The following is a 20961-nucleotide window of genomic DNA, read 5'->3' as shown; positions in this document are numbered from 1 at the left end:
TGACTTTACAATGAAGGTACCCGTCACCAGGGCAGGCGTTCGTCGCCGAAGAAGAAGCCGCCCGTCGGACCGTCTTCGCCGAGACTTGCGTAGTGGATGGCGTTGCGAGCACCTTCTTCGGCGCTCATGTTCGCCTGGTCGCCGCCCATCGTGGTGCGCAGCCATCCAGGGTGAATGGCGTTGATCTTGATGGACGTGCCGCGCAGTTCTTCGGCGAGCAGGATCGTGAAGGCGTTGAGCGCCGCCTTGGACGTGTCGTAGCCGAGCGCGCGCACCGGATAAACGGGCGAGCTGGGATCGGAGAGATGCGTGAGCGATCCCCGGATGCTGGATACGTTGACGACGCGGGCGGCGTCCGAGCGCCTGAGCAGCGGCAGCAGTTTCTGGGTGAGGAAGATCGGCGCAAAGAAATTGGCCTCGAACGTCTCGCGCACGGTCTCGGGCAGCACGCCGCTCGGCGGCGGATCGGCGGGCGTTCCACCATCAACGCTGTCGAGCAGAATGCCGGCATTGTTGATCAATATGTCGAGCCGCCCATGCGCGCTCTCGATCACGGCATAGGCGGCGGCGCGATCGGCCTCACTTGTCACATCGAGCTTGATTGCCGATGCCGCGAACCCCTCGTCGCGAAGGCCAGCTGCAGCCGCCTCGGCTTTGGCCAGATTGCGCGCTGCGACAATCACGTGCGCGCCGCGCGCGCCGAGTTGGCGACTGGTCTCGAGGCCGAGGCCGCGCGCGCCACCCGTGACGAGCGCAATCTTGTGAGTCAGGGACGGTTCGGCATGTTGGACTTGGTCAGCCATGGTAATGCTCCTGGGGTTGAAGGGTTAGTGGAGCCGCGCTCATGCCTCCCGCTTCACTGGAGCCAGCAGCTCCAGCGCGGAGAGCGGACCGCCGAGCTCCATCTGCCGACCGGCGACGGCCAATGAGCCAAGGGCCAATGGCTGAAGCCCGATCTCGGCGATTAGATCGGAGATTGTCGAGACAGCGGCCTTATCGTCGCCGGCAACGAACAGCACCCGCTTCACGTTTTCCGCGTGCGGCGCAAACATCGTAGCGAACGGGAGCGTGCCGAAAGCTTTGACGACAAAGGTCTTAGGCGCGAGCCGGGCGATGATCTCGCTGCCGGAGTCGCCCTTGAGGTCATCGATCCGCGCGTTCGGCGGATAGCTCAGAAAAATATTTGTCGTGTCGACGAGAATGCCGCCTTCGCGGGGAATGTTGGTGGCTAAGACATCGCGCACCTTGATCCAGGGAACCGCGAGGAAAGCGACATCGCAGGCAAAGGCGTCCGCCACAGAGGCCGCTGTCACAGTGACGGTCGGACCGACACTCTCCGCTACGCTAGCCGGTCCCCGGCTGTTCGCGACCAAAAGCTCATGGCCCGCCTCTGCAAGCTTCGTTGCGAGCGTCTTGCCGACGAGGCCCGTGCCGACGATACCTATCTTCATTGGGGTTCTCCTAACGAGGATGACGGGGCCGGCGGTGCAGGGATTGACCGTAAAGCCAACGGAATGAGTGCGCCCGCGATGCAGACTGCACCACCCGCGAGGAAGGCCGAGCCAATCCCCGATGAGTCTACCATGATGCCACCGATCGCCGCGCCAGCCGCGAGCGCGATCTGGAAGGCGCTGACCATGAGCGCAGAGCCGGCCTCGTAGAGCTGAGGCGATGACGTGAACATCCACATCTGCACGCAGACCGGGACGGCCCCGAACGCAAAGCCCCAGACCATGACCATCACGATCGCAGACGCGTCGTGCGCGATCGCTGCAGCGATTACCATCACCCCGACTGCAGCGGCCGTCATGATGAAGGCGGTGCGGATATCTCGGACAGCTAAGCGCTCGCCTGCGAAGGACCCGGCGATTCCGGTCACCGCGTAGCCTGCGAGCGCCAGCGCGACGCCGCTCTGTGTCAAGCCAAGCGTGTCGCGCAGATATGGCTCAAGGAAGGTATACGCAATGAAATGGCCGCCCGCCACGCAGGCGCTGGCCACGAGGCCAATGCGCGCCATTCTGACTTTGGCAAACTCGATCAGCTTGCCGACGTGGATTGGCGCATGAGTGGGTAGTCGCGGCAGGTAGACAAGCTGGACAATCACAACCAACACGCCAAGCACGGCGTTCGCCGCGAAGACCATACGCCATCCCGCCCAATCCCCTGCGACCGCGCCGACCGGCATCCCGAAGACCGTACCGGCCGATATCCCGGCAGAAATGATCGAGGTCGCCCTTGCGCCCGCGTTTTGGGGCACGAGCCGTCGCCCAACGGCGACCGCGAATGACCAGAGGCCACCTACCGCGAGGCCGAGTACGAGGCGGCCGATGAGGAAGATCGTGAAGCCTGGGGCAACCGCGCTAATAAGGTTGGAGAGCACGATCGCTGCGGTAAGCGCCACGACCACGATCCGGCGGTCGGCGTCGCGAGCCAATATGAGAAGCAAAGGTGCAGCGAAAGCCGCGATGAAGCCCGGCGCTGTAACAGAGAGGCCCGCCAAACCTTCGGAAACACGCATATTCGTTGCAAGCGGCGACAACAGGCCGATTGGCAGGAATTCGGTTGCCACCAGTAAGAATGTGCCGGCCGCGATAGACCATACACCTTTCCAGCTCGTGCCGGCGGCGTTCGCGTCGCCCGTGTTCTGTCCGCTTCCCGCAATGGTGCTCACGCGGCCTCCAATACAATACTGTACGTTATGGTAATAAGCGGTATACTATCTCGACAAACGCCGTCAAGCGTTTTATAACGACTGGTATCAAAAAGGATGAGATTGGGCAGACGATGGGCCGTCACCGCGAATTTGAACTCGACGTGGCTTTGGAGGCAGCGCTCCGAGCCTTCTGGAAAAAGGGCTACGAGGGCACGTCGTTCGACGACCTGACCAAGGCTACGGGCGTCGTGCGGCCAGGCCTCTACGCGGCGTTCGGAAACAAGGAGGCCTTGTTCCTAAAGGCGCTTGATCTTTACGACACCAAGTACACAGCCTTTATGGGCACGGCCTTGAAACAGCCGACCGCACGTGAGGTGGCAAGGCATGTCCTTGAAGGCTCGGTCAATCTGGTCACTTTCTATCCTGCGAGCCCGGGGTGCATGTCCGTCAATGGCGCGGTCGGCTGCTCGGACAGTGTCGCTGGAATTCGGGACGAACTGGTCAAGAGGCGCAACGATGCGCAGGAGGCGCTTAAATTGCGGTTTGAGCGGGCGCGTGCCGACGGCGACCTTGCGGCCGATGCCGACTGCGCGATGCTTGCGGGCCTTCTCATGGCTGTATCGCACGGCATGGCCGTCCAGGCAAAGGCCGGCCTGCCCAGATCCGCACTGCAGCCGATCGCCGATCATGTGCTCTCGACTTGGCCAAGCGCAGGGACGCTTCCCTCGCCGCACCGATCGATCACAAGCTAAGTGCGGCGCGTGCGTTGCCGGGCGGTGAAATTATTGACGACTGTCGAGATCTTCTGGTGGAGCTCCCCTACACCAAGGCTATTGCACCTTTGAGCAAGGTGAAAATACCAGACACGACGAAGATTAAGATTTGCTCAAGCGATCGACGAGCCGACAAACGCGCCCAAGCGCGTCGCACTATCGTTACGAGTAGCGCCGATAGCGGCAAGCGGAAGACCACCGCCCTGCGTTCGCGCGCCTGGGCCGGCATCACGCTCGAACACGCGGACCGTGACACCTTGGGTTTCAAGCGGGCGGGCAAGTGTCAAGCCGGCACGGCCGCCTCCGACGATCAAAACCGACTTGCCATGCAGAAGGTGAGACGGCGCAAGGTCAATGTTGTCAGGCATGGGCGAGCCCTCCATCGACGGTGATCTCGGCGCCCGTGATGTACGAGGACGCATCGGACGCCAGGAATAGCACCGCTTCCGCGATCTCCTTCGGCTTTCCCCATCGCTTCATGGGTACCTTTTCGGCCACGAAGTCGCGAACGTTCGGATTCGCGGTCGCAGCTTTCGTCAGCGGTGTATCGGTCGCGCCTGGACTGACAACGTTGACGCGGATGTGGCGACTAACGATGTCGTCGTTAACCGCGAGCGCTCGCCCGAAGCTACGGATTGCGCCCTTGCTGGCAGCGTAGAGCGGGTCACCCGGCCATCCCTTGCGGCCAGCAACCGAGCCAGTCAGCACGATCGACGCGCCGTCGCGCAGCGCAGGGAGCGCATGAACGATGCTGAAGACAGCGCCTTTTACGTTAGTGTCCATAAGCGTGTGGTAGGTCGCCTCCGTTGTCTCCGCGAAGTCGGGCGTCTCGGACATGCCAGCGTTGACGAAGAGGATGTCGATGCCGCCCAGGCGCTCTCCCGCCTGTTTCATCGCCGCGGCGACCGCCGCGGTCTGCGTGACATCGACCGCCAGCCAGCTCGCTTCTGAGCCAAGGCTAGCAACAGCGGCCTCTAGATGCAGACGATTGCGACCGAGGATCACAACTTTAGCTCCTTCGCTGACAAGCAATCTCGCGCTTGCCAGACCGATACCGCTGCTGCCGCCAGTTATCACTGCCGCCTTCCCTGCCAACCTCATCGCAATGCCCTCAGTTCAACGATCGTTGATTTATGCGCAATGACTGGCGCGAGTCAACGGTTGTTGATAAAGTGCAGGGATGGCAGATCAAACAACGACCGCCGCCCGCAAGCGCAAACAAGAAACGTCTCCACGTGATGCACAGGCATCGCGGTCGCGCATTTTCGACGCGGCCAAGCTCCGCTTCTCACAAAGCACTTATGAAGGCGTAGGCGTACGCGACATCGCCAGTGATGCCGGTGTCGATGCAGCCCTTGTGATCCGCTATTTTGGCTCGAAGGAAGGTCTCTTCAAAGAGATCGCTGCCCAAGCGTTTGGGACGGCGGAATTTCTGAAGGACGGCGTTGAAGGGCTGCCCCAGAACGCAGCTGATATTCTCATGGCCGAGATGGACGGTTCTGCCTGGCGTAGTGGCTATGATCCATTGCGCCTCCTCCTCGCTTCGATTGGAAGTCCAGTCGCTGGCCCTATACTGGCGCAATATCTAGATGCTGATTTCGTGCGCCCTTTGACCGAGGCAATCGGGGGCATGCACGGTGCGGAGCGTGGGACAATGGTAGCAGCGTGGATCATCGGCTTTGCATTGATGCGCATCAGCGGGCCTGCTTGCCACGATACCAAATTTCGACGGGATACGCTGCGCCGTATCTTCGTAGCGACCCTAGATTCTACGATGAAATTTGACTGAATTTGCATGTTGCGTGTTGCTGTTGATGAGATTGGAACCATCGGCGCGAAATAGCGTCTCGATCAACGTTTTGATTTTACACAACCAATGAATTTGTTAAGCCTTCAGGGATATGCGATGCTGAATTCTCGTAAATTATCAGCCGCTTCGATGATCATCACCAATGTCGGCCCTTGTCTCAGCGCTGAAGAAGCATCGAATTGCCGCACTGAAAACAGCGTAAGGCTATTTCCGAGAACAGCTGCAAGGGGAATAGCCGTCCGAAAACAATCGACCGATTTTCACGCCAATCCGCTCGGGGATATAGAGTATGTTTTCGAGATTCAAATCGCGCGCGATCGCGATCGAAGCTTCGGCACACATGGCTGCATCGGCCGCCGCATTGTGATGCGTGAAACTCAAGCCAAGATGCTGGGTGAGCACGTTCAGCTTGTGCGAGATCAGTTGCGGCCAGACGCGCTGCGCCATTTTGACGGAGCATAGGTAGGAAAGGTCCGGATAGCGCAGACAATAGCCATCGAGTGCAGATCGCCACACACTGAAGTCGAAGGCAGCGTTGTGGGCGATCATGGTCGCGCCATGAAAATCATCGGCAAACTCATCCATGACTTCCGGGAACTCGGGCGCGTCCTCGACGTGTTCGGGTCGGATGCCATGAATGCCGATGTTGAATGAGGAAAACCGCATGTCCTTGGGCCGGATCAAGCGCTCCTCGACGCGCACAACCTGAGTGCCCTCAATCCCCGCCAAGCCAACGGAGCAGGCGCTGCCTCGCTGCTCGTTCGCCGTCTCGAAATCTATCGCTATGGTCTTCAAACTTGCTATCCGATTATATTCGCGTGCTCTTACCACAGACAAGCGGCGTCTCACAGCCTCAAGATCCTGCCGTCTCATCCCCACGGTGAAGCATTGCAGCAGCCGGGATCTCAAAATATTCTCAATCTCTAACATGCCTATTCATTCGCCACAAAGATGACGATTTTGCATGGTGATCGAGTGCGCGTATCACTGGGAGAGCTGATTGGGCATGGACTGGATCACTCGTCACATCGACCATCCGCTTCTGGAAGGAGCGTCGGCAAGCCTGCGAGCTTGGCATAGCTGGACAGGAAGACCGCCTGAGCATCTTGAACCTGTCTGGAATCTGGCTGTTCTAGGCGCGCTGTTTGTTGCGACCGGCCATCTCCTGAGTGGCAACGCGCTCGCGTTGAGCGTTGCAGCAATCATCATGCTATCGTTGCCATCCGGCTTGAAACTCCTCGCTGCATTCCGCAAGGGAGGCCACCCATACGGCGTTCGCGAATACAAGCTGCTCAGGGCACAGGCGATCTTCAATCGCGACACGCGCTGGACGCTTCGTCTGATGGTGTTGATCGCCGCGGGCTGCCTGCCATTCTTTTCGCAGATCAGCGACCCGATAGGGGCGATGTTTATGCTGGGCGCCAGCCTCTGGTTTGTTCTGACAGCGCCGGCCAAATTCTACCTGGAGGCCGCAGAGCCGCCAGTGCCGCATGATGGCGACCCTATCTACCGCGGCAATTTGCAACTTGGTTGATTGATTTCGACGCCTTTCGCTGAAGTGAGGATTTGCGGAACCATTTTGGTCAGGTTGCCGTTATCAGCACATCGGACAAAAGGAGAGCGCAATGCTTTACTATGCTTTGGTATTCCTCGTTGTGGCGCTGATTGCCGGCGCCCTGGGCTTTGGTGGGATCGCAGGCGCCTCTGCTTCGATCGCACAGGTTCTATTCTTCATCTTCTTGATACTCTTCGTGGTATCGCTTGTCCTCCGCCTGTTGCGGCGGGTATAAATTTTCACAAGTCAATTCGATGACATGGCCCGACGCCGCAAAGCGCCGGGCTTTTGTTTTGTCAACTCCACAGATCTAGCACATTCGGACGAGCATCGGGAAATTGCCCAGTTGCCTGCAGCCCTTTGTCGCGACTTCATTGCAGGCAAACCGTCGGTCGATACGCTCTTGCTCGCTTCTGGCGCGGCAATTCAGGAACAAAGCGATCGCCTCTTCGCTCTCTCGAAATGAAGGGTCATCGACCGATCGGTGCTTCCGATGTGTTCCCAACGGCGGGTCGGGCGAGTGTCCCTGAAGATGGTCTGCGCTATCGACATGTCGAATCTGCCGATCGGCTCTTTTGATGGCGATGGGATCGCGAGATCGTCCCTGAGTGTTTGACACTATCCTTGCTGCCAATCTACATGCACACGCAAGCCAAGGTCGACAATGGATGGTGCCGCCGTCTCATCTTCGGGTCGCACCAGATTTGCGGGCGGTCGCGGACGACCCCGGTCTCTCGATACCGTGTTGTATCTCACGCGAAATCCGCAAATGCAGGAATTGCGGCTGCCATGCATTTGGTGTCGCGGCGTTGGGTATCCCCGAATATCACGTTCATAATAATTTACGCGTTACTTTTCGTCACAAATAGTTCAGCATTTTCAATAATTTAATTTGAATCTTACGCCATTGTTCAAATCATCATTGACATAAAAACCCACCCTATGGTTCGCTAAAAACAGCGGAAGTGATTTAATATCACAAATGCTGGATTGCTGGGAGAGCAATCCGTCTTCGAACACTTTGGGAGGTTCCAATGCATACGCGTCGCAAGCTCACTGCCGGTTTTTCGGCTGCCGTTTCGGCTCTTGCCCTGATTTCGATGGCCGCGTCGGCCGAGGCGAAGGACCTGAAGATCGGCTTTAGCCAGGTCACGCTGCAATCCCCATTCTACGTTCAACTTAAGAACGGCGCGGAGGCGGCAGCCAAGGCATCCGGCGATACGCTGGTCTTCCTTGACGCAAATGGCGACGTGACCAAGCAGAACAATGATATCCAGGACCTGATCACCCAGGGCGTGAACGCCATGATTATCAATCCGGTCAATCCCGATGCCGTCGGACCTTCGCTTGACGCGGCCGCTGCAGCGGGCATCCCGGTCATCACGGTCGACCGGCCCGTCAACGGCGGCAAGGTCGTCGCCCATGTCGGCCGCGACAACAAGGCCATGGGCAAGCTCGTCGGCGAAGCCGTCGTCGCCAAGCTGAAAGAAGCCGGCGTCAAGGGCGCAAAGATCATCGAGATCCAGGGCGACGCCGGGGGTGCCGTCATGATGGACCGTCGCGATGGCTTCCATGATGCAATCAAGGGAAGCGACGCCAAGATCGTCGAAGGTCCCTACGCCGAATACATACGCGCTAACGCGGTCACTGCCATGCAGGACCTCCTGCAGGCCAACCCGGACGTAAAGGTTGTCTATGCTCACAATGACGACATGGCGCTCGGCGCACTCCAGGTCTTGAAAGAAAACAACCGCAACGACGTTTTCGTCGCCGGCGTCGACGGCCTGTCGGAAGCACTTGGCGCCATGGGCCCGAATGGGCAATACATTGCGACGGCCCTGAACGACCCGCAGTATCTCGGCGACGTCACCATCCAGGTCGCGCGGGAAGCTGCCGCCAAGAAGCCGGTTCCGAAGTTCGTCGACGCGGGCTCCGCGCTGGTTAACCCAGATACCGTTTCGAAGTATCCGCATACCGGCCTCTTTGCGGAATATCGTCCCACCGTCCTCGACAAGTAATGCCTCCCAAACCGCCTGGAGGGGTGCGCCCCTTCAGGTAAGTCGCCGCCGAACCATCGGCGGCATCTTTCTCTTTCATGTTCAAGGACCGATACCATGCGTGCAGCCGTACTTTACACACCGGGAGACATCAGGCTGGAGGACGTGGCCAAGCCCGAGCCCAAAGTCGGCGAAGTCCTGCTCCGGGTGGCGGCCGTCGGCGTATGCGGCTCGGACCTGCCGCGCATGCTGATCAAGGGCGCGCACAAGATGCCGATCGTCTGCGGGCATGAATTCTCCGGCCGCATCGAGGAAATCGGGCCCGAAGTGCATGGCTTTTCGGTCGGCGATCTCGTCACCGTTCCACCCATGCTGCCCTGCGGCAAGTGCGACCAGTGCGCCACCGGCAATTTCTCGCGCTGCCGCGACTATGATTATTTCGGTTCCCGCCGCGACGGCGCCTACGCGGAATATGTCTGCGCACCCGTCGCCAACCTTTTGAAAGTCCCTGAAGGTTGCGACCCCCGCGCCGCCGCTATGGTCGATCCGGCCTCGATTGCGCTGCATGCGATCTGGAAGGCCGGCGGTGTAAAGATGGGCGACCGCGGCGCCGTCATCGGCTGTGGTCCCATCGGGCTCTTCGCCATCCAGTGGATGCTGCTGATGGGCGCGACCGAGGTCTTAGCGATCGACGTCTCCGAGGCAAAGCTTGCCATGGCCCGCGAAGCTGGCGCAACCCACACGTTCCTGCCGGACGGTGAAATCCCGAAGGGCCTGCTTGCCAATATCATCGTTGAGGCGGCCGGCCATCCGAGTTCGATCAACGCAGCCGTCAAGCTTGCGGCCCCCGCCGGCCATGTCGTCTTCATCGGCATTCCAGTCGGTGAAGTCCCGTTGTCAAACGCTTCCTTCCAGCATTTTCTACGCCAGGAAATCTCGCTGCACGGCTCGTGGAACTCTTTTGGAGCCCCCTATCCAGGTCCACAATGGACGGTGACGCTGGACAAGCTTGCCAGCGGCGCGCTGAAATGGGAATTCATGATCACGCACGAACAGGGGCTGGAGGAGCTGCCTCAAATATTCGAGCGCATCAGGACGGATCGCAGCTTTTACTTTTCGAAGATCATGTTCCGGCCCTGATCGGCTGTCCCGGCCGCAAGGCCGGGACCGTCCGGAGAATAAGGTTGGAGGAGAGACTGCATGGCTCACATACTGAGCTTCGATTTCGGAACAGGCGGCGTCAGGGCGGGCGTTTATGACACGGACCATCGCCGCATGCTCGGTCAGGCGGAAGCTTCCTATTCAACGCAGTACCCACGCGCCGGTTGGGCCGAGCAATCGCCTGGGGACTGGCGCGCAGCCCTTCGGAAAGCCGGCCGTGCCGTCCTGCAAAAGACCGATCGCACGACAATCGACGCCGTCTGCTGTGCCACGACGTCCTCCACTGTGGCGGTCTGCCAGCGCGACGGCACGCCTCTGTCGCCTGCCCTCCTGTGGATGGATTGCCGCGCCCAGGCCGAGAGCGACCGCACCGCGACACTAGACCATCCCGTCATGCGCTTTTGCGGAGGTTCCGATGCCGTAGAATGGCTTGTGCCGAAGTCCATGTGGCTGAAGCGCAACCAGCCGGATGTCTGGGCGAAGGCCGAGGTGGTCTGCGAGGCGCTCGACTACGTGAATTTCGACCTGACCGGCGAATGGGTCGGCTCGCGCATGAACGCAGCTTGCAAATGGAACTATGACAGCGAAGGCCATCGCTTCGTGCCCGAGATCTACGAAGCGCTTGGCATTCCCGATCTCATCGGAAAGCTGCCGCAACGCATCGTCCCCGTTGGCGGCGTCATCGGCATGCTGCGTCCCGAGATGGCGGCCGATTTCGGACTTGAGAATTGTCCAGTCGTCGCCCAGGGCGGCATCGACGCCCACATCGGAATTCTCGGGGCAGACACGGTCGAACCTGGCGGCATGCTGTTCATCGGCGGCACCTCCATCGTCCAGCTGGTACAGTTGGCTGAAGAAGGCGACGTGTCCGGTTTCTGGGGACCTTACCCCAATGCGCTGACCGATGGCCGCTGGCTCGTCGAATGCGGCCAGGTCGCCGCCGGCTCAATGCTCAACTGGCTGGCCGGCGAGATATTCGGCCTCGACCGTGAAGGCCATGCCGCGCTGATATCAAGGGTCGCCGCCAAGCCCGACCATTCCGATGGCCTGCTGGCCCTTGACTACATGATGGGCAACCGCACGCCCTATCGCGATGGCGCGCTGCGCGGCGCGCTGATGGGCCTCACGCTTGGGCACACCCGCGCCGATATTTACGCCGCTGCGATTGATTCCATTGCGCTCGGGTCGGCCAACGTCATCTCCGTGCTGAAATCTCGCGGCGTTTCCATCGCCCGGGTCATGATGGCGGGCGGCATCGTCAAGAACCCCGCCTGGCTGCAAGCGACTGTCGACGCCATGAGCCTGCCGGTGCAGGTGGTGCGCGAGGACAATCTCTCTTTGGTCGGCACCGCTGTCGCGGCCGCATCGGCGATCGGCGTTTTTCCCAACTTGCAATCCGCTGCGAAGGCCTGCGTCGTGCCGGGCATCGAGCTCAAGCCCGATCCGCGCCGCGCCGATTGGTTCGCCGGTATGCTGCCACTCTACCGCGAGACAACTGAGCACCTGCGCCCCGTGCTGCATCACCTCGCTCATCGCCAGATGGGGCCGCACTGATGAGCGACAGAAACCCCTACTCCGCACGCTTGCCGATCAACGAGCAACGCGACCATCTGATGATCCAGGTGGCCAAGCTCTATTACGACCTCGACCGCACCCAGGCCCAGATTGCCAGCGAACTCGGTCTCACCCGCTGGCAGGTCGGTCGGCTACTGACGGAGGCCAAGGAAACCGGTGTCGTGCGCATCGAAATCACGCCGCGAGCTGGACGCCGCACTTCGCTCGAGGTTGAGCTGCACCGCCGGTTCGGCGTCCGCGAGGCAATTGTCGTACCCACTGGCGAGATCGACGATCAGACGCTGATCATCGACAGCGTCGCCCAGGCGGCCGCCACGCATCTCGCCAGCCTTAGCCCAAAGCCCGCACTGATGGGCGTCAGCTGGGGCCGCACCATGGCAGCCGTTGCCCGCGCTTTGCCGAAGGACTGGTGCCCCGGCCTCAACGTGGTAATGGTCAATGGTTCCACGGCGCTGACGACGACCACCAGCCGCAATTCGGCGGTCGCTGAGGAATTCGCGCAGTCCGCAGGTGGCCGCGCCATCCTCCTGCCGGTGCCTGCCATCCTCGGTTCACGCTCGACCCGCGACGCGCTGGAGCAGGATCCGATTATCTCGCGGGTGATGCAGCTGGCAGAGGAGGCGCCGGTCATCTGCTTCGGCATGGGCGGCCTCAGCCACCAGTCGGTGCTGCTCGGCTCCGGCTATCTCGACGAGAACGACATTGCCGTCCTGCGGGATCTGAATTCCGTCGGCGATATCATGGGGCGCTTCGTAGACGCCAAGGGTCGTATCGCCGATCGCAATCTGGATGACCGTACAATCGGCCTTCGGCTCGAGGCGCTGTCGCGAAAAGAAAGGGTGATCGGCGTCGCCGCCGGCGAAGACAAGCATCTGATTGCGGCCGCCGGTCTAAGGGCCGGCTACGTGACGGACCTCGTCACAGACGAGGGGACCGCTCTCAGAATACTGGAGGAGACTGCCTGATGGAGGACGTGCTTCAAATCGAACGCCTGTCGAAGCGCTTTCCGCCGGAGATCGTGGCGCTGGCGGACGCAAACCTGACCGTTCGCAAGGGCGAGGTCCACTGCCTGCTGGGCGCCAACGGCGCCGGCAAGTCGACCTTCCTGAAGCTGATTGCCGGAGCCTTGTCGCCATCTGACGGTGAGATCAGGGTCGATGGCGTCAAGGTGAATTTCAGGGCGCCAGCCGAGGCCGCAGCCTCCGGCATTTCGATGATTTATCAGGAGCTCGACCTCGTACCGCAGCTCACCGTCGCCGAGAACCTGTTCCTTGGCCACCCACCTGCGAGCTACGGCTTCCTGAGGAAAAGCAACCGCCGCCTGCGTGCGAGGGAAGCCCTCGCCCGCGTCGGCGCCACCTTCTCGCCGGACGACCGCGTCGGCAGCCTGTCGATCGCAAACCAGCAGCTCACGGCCATCGCCCGCTCGCTCACCCGTGATGCCAAGGTCATCATCATGGACGAGCCGTCGGCCGCGCTCAATGAGACCGAACTCAAGGCCGTATTCCGGGTCATCCGCGAGCTGACCGCACAAGGGGTCGCCATCCTCTATGTCAGCCATCGGCTCGGCGAATTGCGCGAGATCGGCGACCGCGTTACCGTCCTGCGCGGCGGCCAGACCATCGAAACCTTCCCGGTCGAAGGCACGCCCGACAGCGCGCTGGTCGAGGCCATCCTTGGCCGTAACCGCGCCCTCGTCGAGCGGCTGGACCGCGCACCGGTCACCGGTGAGGTCGTTCTGAAAGTCGACCGGCTGACAGGCGCGCACGGTCTCGATATAAGGGATTTCGAGCTGCGCCGCGGCGAGATCGCCGGGTTGACCGGCCTGAACGGCTCCGGGCGCACTTCCTTCCTGAAGGCGCTCTTCGGTGCCGACAGCAGCAACGCGCAGATGACGCTTCATGGCAAAACCTTCAAGCCGAAGTCCCCGCGCGATGCGATCAGCGCCGGCCTCGGCCTCGTGCCGGAAAGCCGCAAGACGGAAGGCCTGATCCTGGACGCGCCCATCTATCGCAACGCAATGCTGCCGACCATGCAGGGCCAACTCTTCGCTCGCCACGCGCAGATGAAGGCACAGACGATCCCCGTTCTCAAACAGCTGTCCACCAAGTACGGCGCGCCGGAGCAGAAAGTCATCCAGCTCTCGGGTGGCAACCAGCAAAAGGTCGTGCTGGCCAAATGGATCATTAAGGGCGCTCAGTTGCTGCTGCTCGACGAACCATCCCGTGGCCTCGACATCGGTGCCAAGGCGGACCTCTACCGGCTGGTCGATCAGCTCGCTTCCAAGGGCGCGGCCGTCATCGTCGCCTCCTCCGAGCTGGAGGAACTCTACGCCGCCTGCGATACCATCTGGGTCTTCCACGAAGGCCGCAACATCGCCCGGTTCGATCCGGCAAAGACCGATCAGGATACCATCCTGAAGCACCAGATTCTGGGAGAAGACTACCATGACTGACACCGTTACTGGGACGCCGCCGATGCAAAGCTCCTCGCGCCGCCTGATCGATCTGGCGATCGAATACAATTTCATCGTGATCTTCCTGGTGGTGGTCGCCATTGCCGCAATCCTGTCGCCGAATTTCCTGACGCCGGTTAATATCGCCAACCTGTTCCAGCAGGCGGCCGTCACGGGCGTCGTCGCCATCGGCATGACGTTCGTCATTCTCACCGGCAACATCGATCTCTCCGTCGGTTCCGTCACTGCGCTGTCGGGCATGCTGGTTGCCGTGCTGCTGGCAGCCGGGATGCCGATCGCTCCTGCCCTCTTGCTGACGATCCTTGTCGGCGCCTTCGCAGGCGCTGTCATCGGCCTGATCACGGCGATTGCCGAGGTGCCGAGCTTCATCGTCTCGCTCGCCGGCCTCGTCTCCTTCCGCGGCATTACCTACCTCCTAACGGATGGTGTGCCAGTCTCCGGCCTGCCACCGTCTTTTGGCTCGATCTCCTCGACCATGATCTCCATTCTGCCTGGTGCCTCCATCAGCACCATGGGCTTGATCTTCGTCGTGCTGTGCATCATAGCCGGCGGTATCCTTCGGCTCACCGTCTTTGGTGAATCCGTCTATGCGACGGGAGGTAATGCGGAAGCCGCGCGCCTCTCCGGCCTGCCCACCACCCGCATTCTGATCCTCGTCTTCACGGTCTCAGGAATCATGAGCGCGCTTGCTGGCATCCTGCTGACCTCGCGCCTGCGCATCGGCCAGCCGACGGCAGCCCAGGGCCTCGAACTCGACGCCATCGCGGCCGTCGTCCTCGGCGGCACCTCGCTTTTCGGCGGCCGCGGCGGTGTGCTGGGCACCTTCTTTGCGGTGATGCTGCTGCAGGTGCTGCGCAACATCTTCAACCTGCTCGGCCTCGGTTCGTTCTACCAGATGACGGTCACAGGGCTCATCATCGTGGCCGCCATCCTGCTCAACCGCTTCATCGACATTCGCCGTGGCCGGGGCTGATGCCCGCACGCTCAAAGACCGGACAACACCTATGACAGAGCATTTTCCCCGTCCGCAGGGCACACCCCTGACAACCGACTGGTTCGAAGGCCACGCGGTCAATCTCAGCGCCACGGAACGTCGTGCCTCGACACTCGTCACGCGCCGCACCGTTAAGAAGGAGTGGCAGGCCGCCTGGCTCCTGCGCGCTATCACGTGCATCGACCTGACGACGCTCGCCGGCGACGATACGCAAGGCCGTGTCCAGCGCCTCTGCGCCAAGGCGAAGGCCCCCATTCGCACCGACCTGCTGGGAGGTCTCGGCCTCGACAGGCTTACCGTCGGCGCCGTCTGCGTCTATCCGACGATGGTGCCGCATGCTGTCAAGGCGCTCGGCAATTCCGGCATTCCCGTTGCGTCGGTTGCGACGGGCTTTCCGGCTGGCCTTACTCCCCTCCCCATTCGGCTGGCCGAAATCCGCTATGCCGTCGAGCAGGGTGCCAGCGAGATCGACATCGTCATTACCCGCGAGCACGTGCTGACCGGCAACTGGACTGCGCTCTACGACGAAATCAGCGCCATGCGCGAGACCTGTGGCCCGGCCCACATGAAGGCAATCCTGGCGACCGGCGACCTGCGCTCGCTATCCAACGTCTACAAGGCCTCGATGGTCGCCATGCAGGCAGGCGCGGACTTCATCAAGACTTCAACCGGCAAGGAAGAAATCAACGCCACCCTTCCCGTATCGCTGACCATGGTGCGCGCGCTGCGCGACTATCGCGACCTCACCGGCCAGATTGTCGGATTCAAGCCGGCCGGCGGCCTCAAGACCGCCAAAGACGCAATCAACTGGCTGATCCTGATGAAGGAAGAACTCGGCACCCGCTTCACCATGCCCGATCTCTTCCGCATCGGCGCCTCTTCCATGCTCGGCGATATCGAACGCCAGCTCGAACATCATCTGACAGGCCGGTATTCGGCCGCCAACCGCCACGCGCTGGCTTGAGGAAATGACCACCATGCCTTCCATCAAGGATATCATGCAAACCATGGATTACGGTCCCGCTCCCGAAAGCAATTCCGAGGTCAAGGACTGGCTGCAGGCGCGGTCAGCCGGCATCGGCCACTACATCAACGGCAAGTTCACGGCTGTCGAGGGTACGTTGATCGACGTCATCAACCCGGCGACTGACGAAATCATCGCCCGCATCGCCAAGGGTACGGTCGACGATGTCTCGGCCGCCGTAAATGCCGCTCGCGCCGCCTTCCCGAAATGGTCAGCACTGCCAGCTCATGAGCGCGCCAAGTATCTTTACGCCATCGCGCGACACATCCAGAAACGCGAACGCTTCTTCTCCGTGCTGGAGACGATGGACAACGGCAAGACGATTCGTGAGACTCGCGATATCGACATTCCACTCGTCGCGCGCCATTTCTACCACCATGCCGGCTGGGCCGAGATTCTTTCCGACGAATTCCCCAACCACATCGCCGTTGGCGTCTGTGGCCAGATCATCCCCTGGAACTTCCCGCTGCTGATGCTCGCCTGGAAGATCGCCCCAGCCCTTGCCGCTGGCAACACCGTCGTCCTCAAGCCCGCCGACCTGACGCCGCTGACTGCCTGCGCGTTCGGCGAGGTGCTGGAGGAGATCGGCCTGCCCCCTGGCGTCGTCAACATCGTCCACGGCGATGGTGAGACGGGTGGGGCTATCGCCGGTCATCCTGATGTCGACAAGGTCGCCTTTACAGGCTCGACCGACGTCGGCCGGATCATCCGCCGTCAGATCGCCGGCTCTGGAAAGAAGCTGAGCCTGGAGCTTGGCGGCAAGTCGCCTTTCATAGTGCTTGAGGACGCCGACCTGGACGCAGCCGTCGAAGGTGTTGTCGACGCAATCTGGTTCAATCAAGGGGAAGTCTGCTGCGCCGGCTCACGCATCCTCGTGCAGGAAGGCATTGCGCCGAAATTCTTCGATAAGCTGAAAAGCCGCATGGCCTCGCTGCGTGTCGGCGATCCGCTCGACAAGACAATGGATATCGGCGCGGTTGTCTCGGCCAAGCAGCTTTCGCGGATCAAGACCTTGCTCGCCAAGGGTGAGGAAGAGGGCGCGACGTTGAACCTCGCGCCGATCGACCTTCCGAAGAAAGGCTCCTTCTGTGCGCCCGGCTTCTTCACCGGCACGGCGGCTGCCCATCTGGTCTCGCAGGTCGAGATCTTCGGCCCGGTCGCCACCAGCGGCACGTTCCGCACGCTCGACGAAGCCGTGGCTCTCGCCAACGACACGCGTTACGGCCTCGCCGCCTCCGTCTGGTCGGAAAACATCAACCGCGCCATCGAAGTTGCCGCCAAGGTGAAGGCCGGCGTCGTATGGATCAACGCCACCAACATGTTCGACGCGGCAGCTCCCTTCGGCGGCTACCGCGAAAGTGGCTTCGGCCGCGAAGGCGGACGCTCCGGTATGGGCGAATATCTGACCCTGTCCTCCGACAAGCAGGCGAAGCCTCGCCCGGAACCGTCTCTCAAGCCATTGGTGACGCCCTTTGCAGGCAAGGTTGGTGCGGATATCGACGTCACCTCCAAGCTGTACATCGGCGGCAAGCAAGTCCGCGCCGACGGCGGACAAAGCTATACTGTTACGGGCAAGGGCGGCCAGGTTCTCGGTCAGGCGGCGCTCGCCAACCGCAAAGATATCCGAAATGCGGTAGAAGCCGCCAACAGGGCAACCTCCTGGAGTGGCGTGACGGCCCATAACCGTGCGCAAGTGCTCTATTTTCTGGCCGAGAACCTCAGCCAGCGCCGCGGTGAGTTCGTGGCGGCACTCGCAGCGACCGGCGCCAGCCCAAAGCCGGAAGAGGAAGTTGAACTGACTATCCGCCGCGCCTTCTGGTATGCCGCCCAGGCCGACAAGTTCGATGGCGCAGTGACGGCCACCAAGTCCCGCCATGTGACGATGACAGTCAACGAACCCTTCGGCACAGTTGGCATCGTGGCGCCGGACGAAGCGCCTCTCCTTTCGCTGATTTCGCTGATCCTGCCGGCGATCGCGCTTGGCAACCGCGTCGTCGCCATTGCCTCCCAAAGCCATCCGCTAATCGCGGCTCGACTTTACCAGGTGATCGAGACCTCCGATGTGCCTGACGGCGTCATCAATCTGTTGACCGGCGAACGTGACCTTCTCGCCAGGACGCTCGCCGAGCACGATGACATCTCCGCTGTGTGGTACTGCGGCAGCGCGGACGGTTCGGCCATGGTCGAGGCCGCCTCGACCGGAAATCTGAAAGTAACCTGGGTGGACAATGGCAAGCTGCGCGACTGGAGGCAGGCTCAGGGATCGGAATTCCTGCGCCGCGCCAGCCAGACCAAAACCATCTGGCTGCCTTACGGCGAATAACGAAACAAGGGGCGTTACGGCGCCCCTTGTTGAATCCATCTTCGATAACACTTCCGCCGCGTGAATGCAGGGGCGATGGATCCTTCAGGGCAAGACGCTCTTATGCGGCCGGCTTGCTATCGCACATCTGGCCAACACCTTGCCGCACTCAGGTCACCGCAGCTTGACCTGTATCTCAGAGAACCACAAACCGCGTTCTGCGACAGTGGGCCTCGATTTCGCGTTCGAACTGCATCATTGCCGCGACGACCCACGGCTCGAATATCGCTGGTGGATCAAATTTCCTAGGTTCGGCGAAAATAGCAAAGCGCAGGACGCTCGACAGGGACACCATCCACCTCACAAGACCCGGCACTCGCCCTCGTGAGGTCCGCCGTACCGGGTCCGTACCGCTTCTTTACAGTTGCGACAATGCTTAAGTAAGTCCACTTCCTTTCGCGGCAAGCCCGTCATGGGACGAATGTGTTTGTTGTGCCACTAGTCGGCGACGACCCATCGATGAATCCGCGTCCAAGCTTTCTGGAAAGACTTTCCTTCCCGAATGAGATTAGATGAGGTGCCTTGAACGATAGTTTTGGCGTAAGCGTCGTTTTGAACCCACCTTCCGGATCAACTTGTGATTGACGATGTTGAGCCTAAATAGAGGGCTTAGACATATGTCGATTTCAGAGCTTACGCTTAAAACCAAGATGATGAGCCGGTTCGTCGGTTCGAGGTTTTCACTGGAAGTGGTCGTCGCCGTGAATGGAGCGACGAGCTGAAGGCGCAGATCGTCGCGGGAAGCTATGAGCCCGGCGTGACGAGGTATAGACCTCGATCGCTCAACGTTGGCTGATTGGGTTGGACGTGCGGCCTGGCATCTGCGGCCGGTTCATCAGAGGCTACTTGAGGTGTTGAAGTCATCATCCAAGCTCTTCGCGGACGAGACGACAGCACCGGTGCTCGATCCGGGGCGCGGCAAGACCAAGACCGGCCAACTTTGGGCCTATGCGCGGGACGACCGACCATGGCAGAGAGGAACGATCCGCCGGGTGTCGTTTATGTCTATGCGCCAGATCGCAAGGCTGAACGCCCGATGACCCATCTCGACAGCTTCGTCGGCATTCTCCAAGTAGACGGTTACAGTGGCTACCGCCCGTTGGCTGCCAAGAATGCCGTCTCGCTGGCCTTCTGCTGGCCGCATGTTCAGCGACGCTTTTACGAGTTGGCAGCAGCCGGTTCTGCACCCATTGCCACCGAGGCGCTCCGGCGCATTGCCGAGCTTTACAGGATCGAGGATGATATCCGTGGTCGGGCTTCCGAGGAACGCCGTGTCATCCGACAGGAAAAGAGCCGCCCGATCGTTGACAGCCTTGCGCCCTGGCTTACCGAAAAGCTCGGCCTTATCAGCCAGAAAACGAAGCTGGCTGAAGCAATCCGATACACCTTGTCGCGGTGGGATGGGCTAACCAGGTTCATCGATGACGGCCGCATCGAGATCGACTCCAACACCGTCGAGCGATCCATCAGGCCAATTGCCCTAAATCGTAAGAACGCACTCTTCGCGGGTTCCGACGCCGGGGCCGAGCACTGGGCGACCATCGCATCACTCATCGAGACCGCCAAGCTCCACGATGTGGAACCGCTCGGCTATCTCGCCGATGTGCTTACTAAGATCGTCAATGGTCACCCAAACAGCCAGATCGACGAGTTGTTGCCCTGGTCATACGAGGCCGATAAAATGCTCCCGATAAAACAACAGGCGTGGAGTGTGCCGTGACAGAGCAGAGCATCTCATGGGAGCAGGATGGAATCGACTCCGGCTGGTTCTTCGCCAAGAATGTCGGCTCTGTGAGAAGCAGTTCCAGTTATCGCCCTGGCGGCTGGTGGTTCCTTCCGAAGTGGTTACCCGACACCGAAGACCATGATATCGGCCCCTTCAAAACCAAAACTGCCGCGCTGGCAGAAGCTGAGCGTCTGACTGCCCATCAGCTCACAAAATAGGCGTCAACTTCCGTCTGACGTGGCCTCAGGACAGCGCTTACGTTTCCTCGTATGATTGAGCGAATAAATCTCGCAACCGGCAGACACCCGTACATCCCGACCTGTCAGACACGCATGACGGATGTGCTCACACAGCTCCCATAAAAGCGGCGGTGCGGTCGTTGTATTCCGACTTCAAGCCCGCGGCGACCGGACGATTGGGGAGCCGCCCGGCGAGGACTTTGTCATCACACAAAAATTCAGCCGGAAAGCATTGGGAGCGGTCGACGTCGTCATGGTTCCCCGGACCGTCGTGAAGCATACCGTCATTTGGTTGCCTCAAAAACCTGCCCCTCATGCGAGTGGATAAACAAGCCGTATATAGGCCAATAAGAGCGCGACAGAAAGCGGCACGGCTATGCGTATGTTAAGGCCCTGGACAAACCGGGCAAGAAGAAGTCCGACGACAACAATCAGGATGCCGATCGGCCATGCCGCAATACTGAACGCCAAACCGAACGACGTGATACAGACTGTCGACGCCAAAATGAGAAGCGGTTGCGCAGAGTTTTCAATAGGTAATGCCGTGTCGAAGATAGTTGCAACACGGTTCCAACTTAAACCGATCGAAAAAATGAGCAGAAGGGCTGCCATGTTA

At 60.6% G+C, this 20961-nt stretch carries 20 protein-coding genes and 1 pseudogene; 14 read left to right on the top strand and 7 right to left on the bottom strand.

The genetic code is table 11. The features are described 5' to 3' along the window. Window positions 1–23: 23 nt before the first annotated feature. Genes HGP17_RS10075 through HGP17_RS10065 form a run of 3 tightly spaced genes read right to left on the bottom strand, consistent with a single transcriptional unit; the run spans window position 24 to window position 2671 of the window. A complete protein-coding gene (locus HGP17_RS10075; RefSeq protein ID WP_168808491.1) occupies window positions 24–803 on the bottom strand; it encodes an SDR family oxidoreductase in 780 nt (259 codons plus the stop codon). Between the two features lie 39 nt (window positions 804–842). Further along, the gene (locus HGP17_RS10070; protein ID WP_168808489.1) at window positions 843–1451 is read right to left on the bottom strand and encodes an NAD(P)-binding domain-containing protein; all 609 of its coding nucleotides are present in this window, start codon (window positions 1449–1451) and stop codon (window positions 843–845) included. Then, window positions 1448–2671: an MFS transporter gene (locus HGP17_RS10065; protein WP_168808488.1), complete on the bottom strand. Its 1224-nt coding sequence runs from the start codon at window positions 2669–2671 to the stop codon at window positions 1448–1450. Before HGP17_RS10065 ends, HGP17_RS10070 begins: the two co-directional genes overlap by 4 nt. 113 nt (window positions 2672–2784) lie before the next feature. On the opposite strand from HGP17_RS10065, the gene HGP17_RS10060 reads away from it, so the two are divergent. Continuing rightward, window positions 2785–3405 carry a TetR/AcrR family transcriptional regulator gene (locus tag HGP17_RS10060; protein ID WP_168808486.1) on the top strand — a complete coding sequence of 207 codons (621 nt, stop codon included), beginning with the start codon at window positions 2785–2787 and terminating at the stop codon, window positions 3403–3405. A 134-nt stretch (window positions 3406–3539) separates the two neighbouring features. Here HGP17_RS10060 and HGP17_RS10055 read toward each other — a convergent pair whose 3' ends face one another. Together HGP17_RS10055 and HGP17_RS10050 are read right to left on the bottom strand one after the other, a co-directional pair. Beyond that, complete coding sequence (locus HGP17_RS10055; protein ID WP_168808484.1) at window positions 3540–3794, bottom strand: NAD(P)-binding protein; 255 nt, start codon at window positions 3792–3794, stop codon at window positions 3540–3542. Further along, a complete protein-coding gene (locus tag HGP17_RS10050; RefSeq protein WP_168808482.1) occupies window positions 3787–4527 on the bottom strand; it encodes an SDR family oxidoreductase in 741 nt (246 codons plus the stop codon). The genes HGP17_RS10055 and HGP17_RS10050 overlap by 8 nt, the downstream gene beginning before the upstream one ends. A gap of 79 nt (window positions 4528–4606) precedes the next feature. Between HGP17_RS10050 and HGP17_RS10045 the strand changes: the two genes are divergently transcribed. Next, the gene (locus tag HGP17_RS10045) at window positions 4607–5215 is read left to right on the top strand and encodes a TetR/AcrR family transcriptional regulator (RefSeq protein WP_168808480.1); all 609 of its coding nucleotides are present in this window, start codon (window positions 4607–4609) and stop codon (window positions 5213–5215) included. A gap of 225 nt (window positions 5216–5440) precedes the next feature. Here the strand turns inward: HGP17_RS10045 and HGP17_RS10040 are convergent, their stop codons facing one another. After that, entirely contained in the window at window positions 5441–6031 is a 591-nt protein-coding gene (locus HGP17_RS10040; protein ID WP_168808479.1) for a 3'-5' exonuclease, read from the bottom strand. Window positions 6032–6242: 211 nt separating this feature from the next. Between HGP17_RS10040 and HGP17_RS10035 the strand changes: the two genes are divergently transcribed. The 12 genes and pseudogenes from HGP17_RS10035 (at window position 6243) to HGP17_RS09975 (ending at window position 20324) form a co-directional block, all read left to right on the top strand. Next, window positions 6243–6770, top strand: coding sequence for a hypothetical protein (locus HGP17_RS10035; protein WP_246704010.1), 528 nt, complete (start codon window positions 6243–6245; stop codon window positions 6768–6770). 91 nt (window positions 6771–6861) lie between these two features. After that, entirely contained in the window at window positions 6862–7026 is a 165-nt protein-coding gene (locus HGP17_RS10030) for a DUF1328 domain-containing protein (RefSeq protein WP_168808477.1), read from the top strand. A gap of 799 nt (window positions 7027–7825) precedes the next feature. Further along, complete coding sequence (locus tag HGP17_RS10025; RefSeq protein ID WP_168808476.1) at window positions 7826–8809, top strand: substrate-binding domain-containing protein; 984 nt, start codon at window positions 7826–7828, stop codon at window positions 8807–8809. A gap of 96 nt (window positions 8810–8905) precedes the next feature. Further along, window positions 8906–9928, top strand: coding sequence for a galactitol-1-phosphate 5-dehydrogenase (locus tag HGP17_RS10020; protein ID WP_168808475.1), 1023 nt, complete (start codon window positions 8906–8908; stop codon window positions 9926–9928). A gap of 60 nt (window positions 9929–9988) precedes the next feature. Then, the gene (locus HGP17_RS10015) at window positions 9989–11503 is read left to right on the top strand and encodes an FGGY-family carbohydrate kinase (RefSeq protein WP_168808474.1); all 1515 of its coding nucleotides are present in this window, start codon (window positions 9989–9991) and stop codon (window positions 11501–11503) included. Next, window positions 11503–12489 carry a sugar-binding transcriptional regulator gene (locus HGP17_RS10010; RefSeq protein WP_168808472.1) on the top strand — a complete coding sequence of 329 codons (987 nt, stop codon included), beginning with the start codon at window positions 11503–11505 and terminating at the stop codon, window positions 12487–12489. Before HGP17_RS10015 ends, HGP17_RS10010 begins: the two co-directional genes overlap by 1 nt. Next, complete coding sequence (locus tag HGP17_RS10005) at window positions 12489–13979, top strand: sugar ABC transporter ATP-binding protein (protein WP_168808470.1); 1491 nt, start codon at window positions 12489–12491, stop codon at window positions 13977–13979. The genes HGP17_RS10010 and HGP17_RS10005 overlap by 1 nt, the downstream gene beginning before the upstream one ends. Next, window positions 13972–14973: an ABC transporter permease gene (locus HGP17_RS10000; protein ID WP_168808468.1), complete on the top strand. Its 1002-nt coding sequence runs from the start codon at window positions 13972–13974 to the stop codon at window positions 14971–14973. Before HGP17_RS10005 ends, HGP17_RS10000 begins: the two co-directional genes overlap by 8 nt. Window positions 14974–15004: 31 nt before the next feature. Next, window positions 15005–15958: a deoxyribose-phosphate aldolase gene (gene deoC / locus HGP17_RS09995; protein WP_168808467.1), complete on the top strand. Its 954-nt coding sequence runs from the start codon at window positions 15005–15007 to the stop codon at window positions 15956–15958. 13 nt (window positions 15959–15971) lie between these two features. Further along, window positions 15972–18341, top strand: a complete 2370-nt coding sequence (locus HGP17_RS09990) for an aldehyde dehydrogenase family protein (RefSeq protein WP_168808465.1) — start codon at window positions 15972–15974, stop codon at window positions 18339–18341. 800 nt (window positions 18342–19141) lie between these two features. Continuing rightward, window positions 19142–20100, top strand: a pseudogene (locus HGP17_RS09980) (IS66 family transposase); the annotation flags it as partial. After that, window positions 20097–20324, top strand: coding sequence for a hypothetical protein (locus tag HGP17_RS09975; protein WP_168808463.1), 228 nt, complete (start codon window positions 20097–20099; stop codon window positions 20322–20324). The pseudogene HGP17_RS09980 and the gene HGP17_RS09975, both read left to right, overlap by 4 nt. A gap of 333 nt (window positions 20325–20657) precedes the next feature. On the opposite strand, the gene HGP17_RS09970 is transcribed toward HGP17_RS09975, so the two are convergent. After that, window positions 20658–20957: a hypothetical protein gene (locus tag HGP17_RS09970; protein WP_168808461.1), complete on the bottom strand. Its 300-nt coding sequence runs from the start codon at window positions 20955–20957 to the stop codon at window positions 20658–20660. Window positions 20958–20961: the final 4 nt, after the last annotated feature.

Origin of the sequence: Rhizobium sp. P38BS-XIX (assembly GCF_012641435.1) — a bacterium.
GTDB lineage: Bacteria > Pseudomonadota > Alphaproteobacteria > Rhizobiales > Rhizobiaceae > Rhizobium.
The sequence above is the reverse complement of the archived record's forward strand: the minus strand, read 5'-3'. Positions and strand labels throughout refer to the sequence as shown.

Excerpts from the sequence above, each read along its gene's own strand:
- HGP17_RS10070 (WP_168808489.1), bottom strand. The coding sequence starts at position 1,451 with ATGAAGATAGGTATCGTCGGCACGGGCCTCGTCGGCAAGACGCTCGCA.
- HGP17_RS10045 (WP_168808480.1), top strand. The coding sequence starts at position 4,607 with ATGGCAGATCAAACAACGACCGCCGCCCGCAAGCGCAAACAAGAAACG.
- HGP17_RS09970 (WP_168808461.1), bottom strand. The coding sequence starts at position 20,957 with ATGGCAGCCCTTCTGCTCATTTTTTCGATCGGTTTAAGTTGGAACCGT.
- HGP17_RS10020 (WP_168808475.1), top strand. The coding sequence starts at position 8,906 with ATGCGTGCAGCCGTACTTTACACACCGGGAGACATCAGGCTGGAGGAC.
- HGP17_RS10000 (WP_168808468.1), top strand. The coding sequence starts at position 13,972 with ATGACTGACACCGTTACTGGGACGCCGCCGATGCAAAGCTCCTCGCGC.
- HGP17_RS10035 (WP_246704010.1), top strand. The coding sequence starts at position 6,243 with ATGGACTGGATCACTCGTCACATCGACCATCCGCTTCTGGAAGGAGCG.
- HGP17_RS10055 (WP_168808484.1), bottom strand. The coding sequence starts at position 3,794 with ATGCCTGACAACATTGACCTTGCGCCGTCTCACCTTCTGCATGGCAAG.
- HGP17_RS09990 (WP_168808465.1), top strand. The coding sequence starts at position 15,972 with ATGCCTTCCATCAAGGATATCATGCAAACCATGGATTACGGTCCCGCT.
- HGP17_RS10075 (WP_168808491.1), bottom strand. The coding sequence starts at position 803 with ATGGCTGACCAAGTCCAACATGCCGAACCGTCCCTGACTCACAAGATT.
- HGP17_RS10015 (WP_168808474.1), top strand. The coding sequence starts at position 9,989 with ATGGCTCACATACTGAGCTTCGATTTCGGAACAGGCGGCGTCAGGGCG.
- deoC (WP_168808467.1), top strand. The coding sequence starts at position 15,005 with ATGACAGAGCATTTTCCCCGTCCGCAGGGCACACCCCTGACAACCGAC.
- HGP17_RS10060 (WP_168808486.1), top strand. The coding sequence starts at position 2,785 with ATGGGCCGTCACCGCGAATTTGAACTCGACGTGGCTTTGGAGGCAGCG.
- HGP17_RS10025 (WP_168808476.1), top strand. The coding sequence starts at position 7,826 with ATGCATACGCGTCGCAAGCTCACTGCCGGTTTTTCGGCTGCCGTTTCG.
- HGP17_RS10010 (WP_168808472.1), top strand. The coding sequence starts at position 11,503 with ATGAGCGACAGAAACCCCTACTCCGCACGCTTGCCGATCAACGAGCAA.
- HGP17_RS10050 (WP_168808482.1), bottom strand. The coding sequence starts at position 4,527 with ATGAGGTTGGCAGGGAAGGCGGCAGTGATAACTGGCGGCAGCAGCGGT.
- HGP17_RS10005 (WP_168808470.1), top strand. The coding sequence starts at position 12,489 with ATGGAGGACGTGCTTCAAATCGAACGCCTGTCGAAGCGCTTTCCGCCG.
- HGP17_RS10030 (WP_168808477.1), top strand. The coding sequence starts at position 6,862 with ATGCTTTACTATGCTTTGGTATTCCTCGTTGTGGCGCTGATTGCCGGC.